Source organism: Cupriavidus sp. WS (genome assembly GCF_000395345.1).
Lineage (GTDB): Bacteria > Pseudomonadota > Gammaproteobacteria > Burkholderiales > Burkholderiaceae > Cupriavidus > Cupriavidus basilensis_B.
On record NZ_AQPL01000318.1, the window covers coordinates 1 to 6,897 of the forward strand.

The window sequence follows — 6,897 nt, forward strand, 5'->3', positions numbered from 1 at the left end:
CCCGCCGTGCCGGGCGCCCCGGCGCGCGGCACGGCGCGGAAGCGTGCGGCGGCATGCGGCAACCCGCATTTCGACCCGGCCCCGTGCGGGTATGGCAGAATCTGTGCGTCCGCAGACACTCCCGACTGCCAACGTCATTCATTGCCACGGAACCGAAACCGATGTTCACGGAAATCGCCCTCTTCCTGCTCGATACCGTCTTCACCTTGTTCGGCATGGCGCTGTTGCTGCGCGTCTGGATGCAGTGGACCCGGCTGCCGACCCGCAACCCGGTCTCGCAAGGCGTGTTCCAGGTCACCGACTGGCTGGTGCGGCCGCTGCGCCGGATCATCCCCGGGCTGGGCGGCATCGACTGGGCCACGCTGGTCGGCGCCTGGCTGACCGCGATCGTGTTCCTGCTGCTGGTGATCCTGCTGTCCGGCGCGGACCCGTCCGCCTTGCTGCCGCTGCTGCTGCTGCTGATCGCGCTGCTCAACGTGCTCAAGTGGGGCGTCAGCATGGTGATGTGGGTCACGCTGCTGATGGCGATCCTGTCGTGGGTCAATCCGCAGTCGCCGGTCACGCCCGCCATCAACCACCTGACCGATCCGCTGCTGCGCCCGATCCGCCGCGTGGTGCCGCGCCTGGGCGGCTTCGACATTTCGCCGCTGGCGCTGTTCGTGATCGCGCAGATTCTGCTGATGGTCATCGCCCGGCTCGGCGCGGGCCTGTTCGGCGCGCGCTTCGGGCTGTAGCCGACAGCGGGGGCGGCGCCTCCGCCATCTCCGTTGCCGCGCTATTGTCCACGCTGGCGAACAGTGTTTCGATGATTGGTACTTTTTCCTGGGCGGCAGGCCGCCTACATTACGGGCAACGTGGAAGAAACCACGAAGCACCACGACAAAGCCCAGGAAGAAAGCTCCAATGAAAACAACTCTCGCACAACCCCGTACCCTCGCCACCACCCTGCTCTGCGCCATCGGCCTGTCGCTGGCCGCCGCCTCCGCGCACGCCAGCACGCCGGTCTCCGACCTGTCCCGCCTGGACGGCAGCATCGGCCGCAAGGTCGACTCCTTCACCGACGGCGCCCGCTCGGGCCCGCGCGACCCGTTCACCGATGGCGCCCGCACCGCCCCGCGCGATGCCTTCACCGACGGCGCGCGCGGCGTGAACGAGCCGCGCAGCAGCTTCAGCGACGGCGCCTGAGCGCCGCGCCACCGAATCTCCGGGACGGAGGAGACAACGGCACCACGGAAAGACCGGCCTGCCAGCCGGCTCGCGACATGCCCCCGCAGCCGCGCCAGCCCTCACGGGCCGGGCGCGGCTGTGTCGCTTAGGGCGTGGCTTTCCGGTGAATGCCGCGCTCAGGCTTCCTCGCGCTGCGGCTCGGCCAGGTCGGTCGCCATCATGGCTTCGACCGCTTCCATGAACACGCGCACCTTGCGCGGCTGCAGCCGGCGGTCGGGCAGCAGCGCGAAGACCCGCAGCGGCGGCGGCGGGCAGTCCGGCATCACCTGCACCAGCCGGCCCTGCGCCACCTCGGCTTCGCAGTAGGCGCGCGACAGCCGCGCGATGCCCAGCCCGGCCAGCGCGCCCTGCAGCCGCAGTTCCGCGTTGGAGGTCTGCATGCGCGGGCGGATCGGCACCGACACGCGCTCCTCGCCGCGCATGAATTCCCAGATGCCGTCGCCGGTGGTGGTCAGCGTGGGCAGGTTGGCAAGATCCTCCGGCTGCAGCTGCGGCGGCAGCGCGGCGGCCAGGGCCGGCGCCGCGAACAGGCCGCGCTCGACATGGTAGATGCGCCGCGCCACGGTGCCGGAGTCCGGCAGGTCGTTCTCGACCGCGACGAAGGCCACGTCGAAGCCGTCGCGGATCGGGTCGACCATGCCCTGGCTGATCTCCACCTTCACGTCGAGCGCCGGATGCGCCGCAAGTGTCCGGCAAATCACGCCGCCCAGCTGCTGGGCGCCGAACTCGTACGGCGACGCGATGCGCAGCACGCCCTGCACGCGCTCCTCGCGCGCCAGGGTTTCCTGGCGGATCTCCCGCAGCCGCGCGAACAGCGGCGCCACGTCGCGGTATACCGCGCTGCCGGCGTCGGTCAGGCGCATGCGCCGGGTGGTACGCTGGAGCAGCTTGGCGCCGATGGCGGACTCCAGCCGCGCCACCGCCGCCGAGACGCGGGACTTGGGGCAGTCGAGCTGCTCGGCCGCCGCCGTGAAGGTGCCCTGCTCCACCACGCAGCAGAAGGCTTCCCAATCGTTCCACTGGATTGTCTCGTTCACCAGGCCAGATTTCCTTTAAGCTATGTTTCCCAAACGCGCGCCATTATGCGGCACGCGCGCCGGCGGCGCCGCGCGGCACTGGCGCGCGGCGCGCATTTCCTCTACCCTTTCGGCCTTTCCGTGCATATTCGGCGTCCGGCCGAACTGATCGATGGCCAGCCCAGCCGCTCCAGACCATCCCGCCAACCCTGCCGCCGGCGCCGCGCCGGCCCAGGAGAAGCCGAGCGACAGCTATGTGCAGTCCTTCGCACGCGGGCTTTCCGTCATCCGCGCCTTCGACACGCAGCACCCGGCCCAGACCCTGAGCGAGATCGCGCAGGCCAGCGGCCTCACGCGCGCGGGCGCGCGCCGCATCCTGCTGACGCTGGTGGGGCTGGGCTACGTGCGCGCCGACGGGCGCCTGTTCCGCCTGACGCCCAAGATCCTCGACCTCGGCTTTGCCTACCTGACCTCGATGCCGTTCTGGAACCTGGCCGAGCCGATCATGGAGGCGCTTTCGCAGGAAGTGCACGAAAGCTGCTCGATCTCCGTGCTGGACGGCACCGAGATCGTCTACGTGCTGCGGGTGCCGGCGCGCAAGATCATGACCATCAACCTGTCCATCGGCAGCCGCCTGCCGGCCTATTGCTCGTCGATGGGACGGGTGCTGCTGGCCGGCCTGCCCGACGCGGAGCTGGACCACGTGCTGGGCGCCAGCGACCTGCGCGCGCGCACCGACCGCACCATCACCGACCCGGCGGCGCTCAAGGACATCGTGGCCGGCATCCGCGCGCGCGGCTGGGCGCTGAACGACCAGGAACTGGAGGAAGGGCTGGTTTCGCTGGCCGCGCCGATCCGCAACCGCGCCGGGCAGGTCATCGCCGCCATCAACATCAGCGGCCAGGCCAACCGCACCAGCGCCGACGAGATGGCCGCCAATTTCCTGCCGCCGCTGCTGGCGGCGTCCGAGAAAATCTCGAACCTGGTCAGCCTGCGCACCTGATGGTGGCGGGCCGCACCTGCCGCGCTAGCGCGCGGCGGCAGCGGGCGCGGACAGCGCCACGGTGCCGAACTCGGCCGAGCGCGTGCCCGGCAGCGGATGGTTGCCGGCGCCGAAATACGCGAAGGCCGCCGACAGCTTGACCGCGTCGGAGACGTTCTGCCCGGCGGCATGGAACAGCCGGCTGTCGAAGAACAATACGTCGCCGCGCTCCAGCACCAGCGGCCGCACGCCGCGCAGCAGCGCCTGGCTGGCCGGGTGCGACTCGACCAGGAATTCCGCCGCGTCGAGCTGGCCCGGTTCCAGCGCCACCGTGTGCGAGCCGGGAATCACGCGCAGCACGCCATTGCTGTCGTCCTCGCGGCCCAGCGCCAGCCACACCGTCACCAGTTCCGGGCGCGCGAACGACCAGTAGCGCGTGTCGCGGTGCCAGCCGGTCTGGCTGCCGAAGCGCGGGTGCTTGGTCATCACGCAGTTGTGGTGCGCCAGCGTCAGGCAGGCCGGCTCGCCCAGCAGCGTCGACACCACCCGCGCCACGGCGGGATCGGTGGCCCACTGGCGGAACGCCTCGTCGCGCCCGTAGGCCTGGCGCAGGCGCCGCACCGTGCCGCCGCCGTCCGCGTCGCGGCTGGCGGGCGCGCCCGGATACCCGAGCTCGGCTTCGTATTCCACCGGCGGCACCGCGGCGGCCAATTGCCGGCGCGCGACCTGCTCGATGCGGTCGCACACGGCGGGCGGCGCGAAGCCGCGCAGCACGATATAGCCGTCGGCATGGAAGGTACGGTTCAGCGCGTCCAGTTCAGCGGCGGCGGGAACGATGGCGGAGGCCGGGGCGGCCGCGCTGGCGGCGCCCGGAGATGCGGCGAGGGGGGAGTTCATTGCAACGGATGTGGGGGTTGGCAGGGTCCGACAGCTTCGATAATGCCAGAAGCCGCGCAATCCGGCGTGATCTGGCACAACACGGGTGCGCCGCGCGGCGCCCTGCGTGCGCAAACAGACTGTTGCCCGGTGCGCGCGCGCCGCTACAATGGCCGGGTCCCCGATCCGACCCGCAGGCTTCCAGTGACCGCTCGTCCCCGCATCGTCGCCTCGCTCTCCCAGGCGGAAGCCCAGCTCGGCCGCATCGTCCTGGGCAAGCCCCGGCAGGTCCGGCTGGCGCTGGCCTGCATGCTCGCGGGCGGGCACCTGCTGCTCGAGGACCTGCCCGGCGTGGGCAAGACCACGCTGGCGCACGCGCTGGCGCGCACGCTCGGCCTGCAGTTCCAGCGCGTGCAGTTCACCAGCGACCTGTTGCCGGCGGACCTGATCGGCGTGTCCGTCTACGTGCGCGAGAGCGCCGAGTTCCGCTTCCACCGCGGCCCGGTGTTCGCGCAGGTGGTGCTGGCCGACGAGATCAACCGCGCCACGCCCAAGACGCAGAGCGCGCTGCTGGAGGCGATGGCCGAAGGGCAGGTGACGCACGACGGCGTCACGCACGCGCTGCCGTCGCCGTTCTTCGTCATCGCCACGCAGAATCCGCTCGACCAGATCGGCACCCACGCGCTGCCTGAATCCCAGCTCGACCGCTTCACCATGCGGCTGTCGCTGGGCTACCCCGATCCCGCCTTCGAGCGCGTGCTGTACCTCGGCGGCGGCGCGCCCGCCGACACCGGCCCGGTGATGGACGCCGACCAGGTGGTGGCGCTGCAGCAGGCCGCGGCGCAGGTCTACGCGGGGCCGGCGCTGGTGGACTACACGCTGGCGCTGGTGCAGGCCACCCGCGCGCATGCCGGCTTCGCCGCCGGGCTGTCGCCGCGCGCGGGGCTGGCGCTGCTGGCCTGCGCGCGCGCGTGGGCGCTGCTCCACCAGCGCGACATGGTGCTGCCGGAAGACGTGCAGGCGGTCTTCGAGCCGGTGGCGGGACACCGCCTGCTGCCCGCCGGCGGCGCCGGCGCCGGGCAGGACACGCTCGCCCGCCTGCTGGCCGAAGTCGCCGTTCCCTGAGCGATGCCGCACAGCCGGCCGTTCCCGCCGCAAGCCGCGCCTGCGGGCGCGCCGCCGCCGCGCGGCAGGCGCTGGCCGTGGAGCGCGCCGCCGTGGCTGCAGCGCCGGCGCCCGCCGCGGCAGGGCGTGGTGACGCTGGACCGCCGGCATCTCTACATCCTGCCCAGCCGCACCGGCTTCGGCTTTGCCTTGCTGCTGGTGGCCATGCTGCTGACCTCGCTGAACTACAACATCAGCCTCGGCTTCGCCCTCACCTTCCTGCTGGGCGGCATCGGCATGGCATGCATGTGGCAGGCCTACCGCAACCTGCTCGACGTCACCGTGGCCGGCGCGGGCGCCGCGCCGGTGTTCGCCGGCGAGGCGGCGGCCTTCGGCCTGCGCGTGGCCGGCGTGGCCGGCGCGCGCGCGCCGGTGCGCATCGGCATCGAAGCCAGCCTGCCGGCGCAGGCCGGCGCGCAGCCGGCCAGCCTGAGCCTGGCGCGCGGCACCGCCGGCGTGCTGACGCTGCGGCTGCCCACGGCGCGGCGCGGCTGGCTGGCGCTGCCGCGCGTGACGCTCTCCAGCCGCTTTCCGTTCAACCTGTTCCGGGTATGGAGCCATGCCGACCTGCCGCTGGCCGCGCTGGTCTACCCGCAGCCCGAGGCCGGCGCGCCGCCGCTGCCGTTCGCCACGCAGCCGGACGAGGACGGCGCGGCATCGCTGCCGTCGGATGACGGCACCGACCAGTTGCGGCGCTACCGCAGCGGCGACCCGCTGCACCGCATCGCCTGGAAGCACAGCGCGCGCACCGGCCGCTGGCTGAGCCGCACCGGGCAATCGGGCAGCCAGCCGTCGTGCTGGCTCGAATGGCAGTCGCTGCCGCCCTCGCTCGGCAACGAGGCGCGGCTGTCGCGCCTGTGCGCGTGGGTGCTGGCCGCGGGCGACGCGGTGGAAATCGGCCTGCGGCTGCCCGGCGTGGAGATCGCGCCCGGCCGCGGCGGCGCGCATCGCCGCGCCTGCCTGGAAGCGCTCGCGCTGTGGCCGGCCCGGCCCGGGCAGGCCGCGCCGGAACACGCCGCGTGAAGGCGCGCCGCATGAAGCCCGCGCCCCGCCCGCTCGCCCATCAGGAACACGGCCTGCTGCTGGGCCAGCTGGCGCTGGTGCTGGCGCCGCAAGCGCGCAGCCTGCCGGTTGCCGTCAGCGTCCTGCTGGTGCTGCTGATGGGCTGGCGCTGGCTGCTGTGGCGCCAGCGCGCGCCGCTGCCGTCGCGCCTGACGCTCGGGCTGGTGGCCGGACTGGTGCTGCTGGTGGCCGCCGCGCTGGTGTGGCAGGCCGGCGGCAACATCGGGCGCGATCTCTCGGTGGCGCTGCTCGGCGCCTTCGTCGTGCTCAAGCTGCTGGAGTGCCGCGTGCTGGCCGATGCAACGCTGGTGACGCAGTTGTGCTTCTACCTCCTGCTGAGCCTGTATCTGTTCGACCAGCCGTTCTGGCTGGCGCTGTACAGCCTCGCCATCGCGGCCTGGCTGCTGCGCAACTGGCTGTTCCTGGGCCACCCGGAGGCGCGCGGCTACCTCGCGGTGTGGCCGCTGCTCGGGCGGCTGGCGCTGGCCGGGCTGCCGTGGGCGCTGCTGCTGTTCGTGCTGTTCCCGCGCCTGGACCGCCCGCTGTGGCGGCTGCCGCAGGCCGAGCCGG

The 6,897-nt window shown here is 72.5% G+C and carries 8 protein-coding genes; 6 read left to right on the plus strand and 2 right to left on the minus strand.

Features of this window, described 5'->3' with window-relative positions:
- Window positions 1-161: 161 nt before the first annotated feature.
- Both K206_RS0124300 and K206_RS0124305 read left to right on the plus strand, forming a co-directional pair.
- A complete protein-coding gene (locus K206_RS0124300; RefSeq protein ID WP_020204993.1) occupies window positions 162-734 on the plus strand; it encodes a YggT family protein in 573 nt (190 codons plus the stop codon).
- A gap of 169 nt (window positions 735-903) precedes the next feature.
- On the plus strand, window positions 904-1,185 hold the full coding sequence (locus tag K206_RS0124305) for a hypothetical protein (protein WP_020204994.1): 282 nt from the start codon (window positions 904-906) through the stop codon (window positions 1,183-1,185).
- A gap of 158 nt (window positions 1,186-1,343) precedes the next feature.
- On the opposite strand, the gene K206_RS0124310 is transcribed toward K206_RS0124305, so the two are convergent.
- Complete coding sequence (locus tag K206_RS0124310) at window positions 1,344-2,264, minus strand: LysR family transcriptional regulator (protein WP_020204995.1); 921 nt, start codon at window positions 2,262-2,264, stop codon at window positions 1,344-1,346.
- Between the two features lie 151 nt (window positions 2,265-2,415).
- On the opposite strand from K206_RS0124310, the gene K206_RS0124315 reads away from it, so the two are divergent.
- Window positions 2,416-3,246 (plus strand): IclR family transcriptional regulator, encoded by an 831-nt coding sequence (locus K206_RS0124315; protein ID WP_020423884.1) that lies wholly within the window; start codon window positions 2,416-2,418, stop codon window positions 3,244-3,246.
- 24 nt (window positions 3,247-3,270) lie between these two features.
- On the opposite strand, the gene K206_RS0124320 is transcribed toward K206_RS0124315, so the two are convergent.
- Window positions 3,271-4,122, minus strand: coding sequence for a phytanoyl-CoA dioxygenase family protein (locus K206_RS0124320; protein ID WP_020204997.1), 852 nt, complete (start codon window positions 4,120-4,122; stop codon window positions 3,271-3,273).
- A gap of 183 nt (window positions 4,123-4,305) precedes the next feature.
- Between K206_RS0124320 and K206_RS0124325 the strand changes: the two genes are divergently transcribed.
- The 3 genes from K206_RS0124325 to K206_RS39165 all read left to right on the plus strand — a co-directional run.
- The gene (locus K206_RS0124325) at window positions 4,306-5,226 is read left to right on the plus strand and encodes a MoxR family ATPase (RefSeq protein ID WP_020204998.1); all 921 of its coding nucleotides are present in this window, start codon (window positions 4,306-4,308) and stop codon (window positions 5,224-5,226) included.
- Between the two features lie 3 nt (window positions 5,227-5,229).
- The gene (locus K206_RS0124330; protein ID WP_020204999.1) at window positions 5,230-6,288 is read left to right on the plus strand and encodes a DUF58 domain-containing protein; all 1,059 of its coding nucleotides are present in this window, start codon (window positions 5,230-5,232) and stop codon (window positions 6,286-6,288) included.
- A gap of 11 nt (window positions 6,289-6,299) precedes the next feature.
- A partial coding sequence (locus K206_RS39165) for a DUF3488 domain-containing protein (RefSeq protein WP_155888201.1) occupies window positions 6,300-6,897 on the plus strand: 598 nt, incomplete at its 3' end.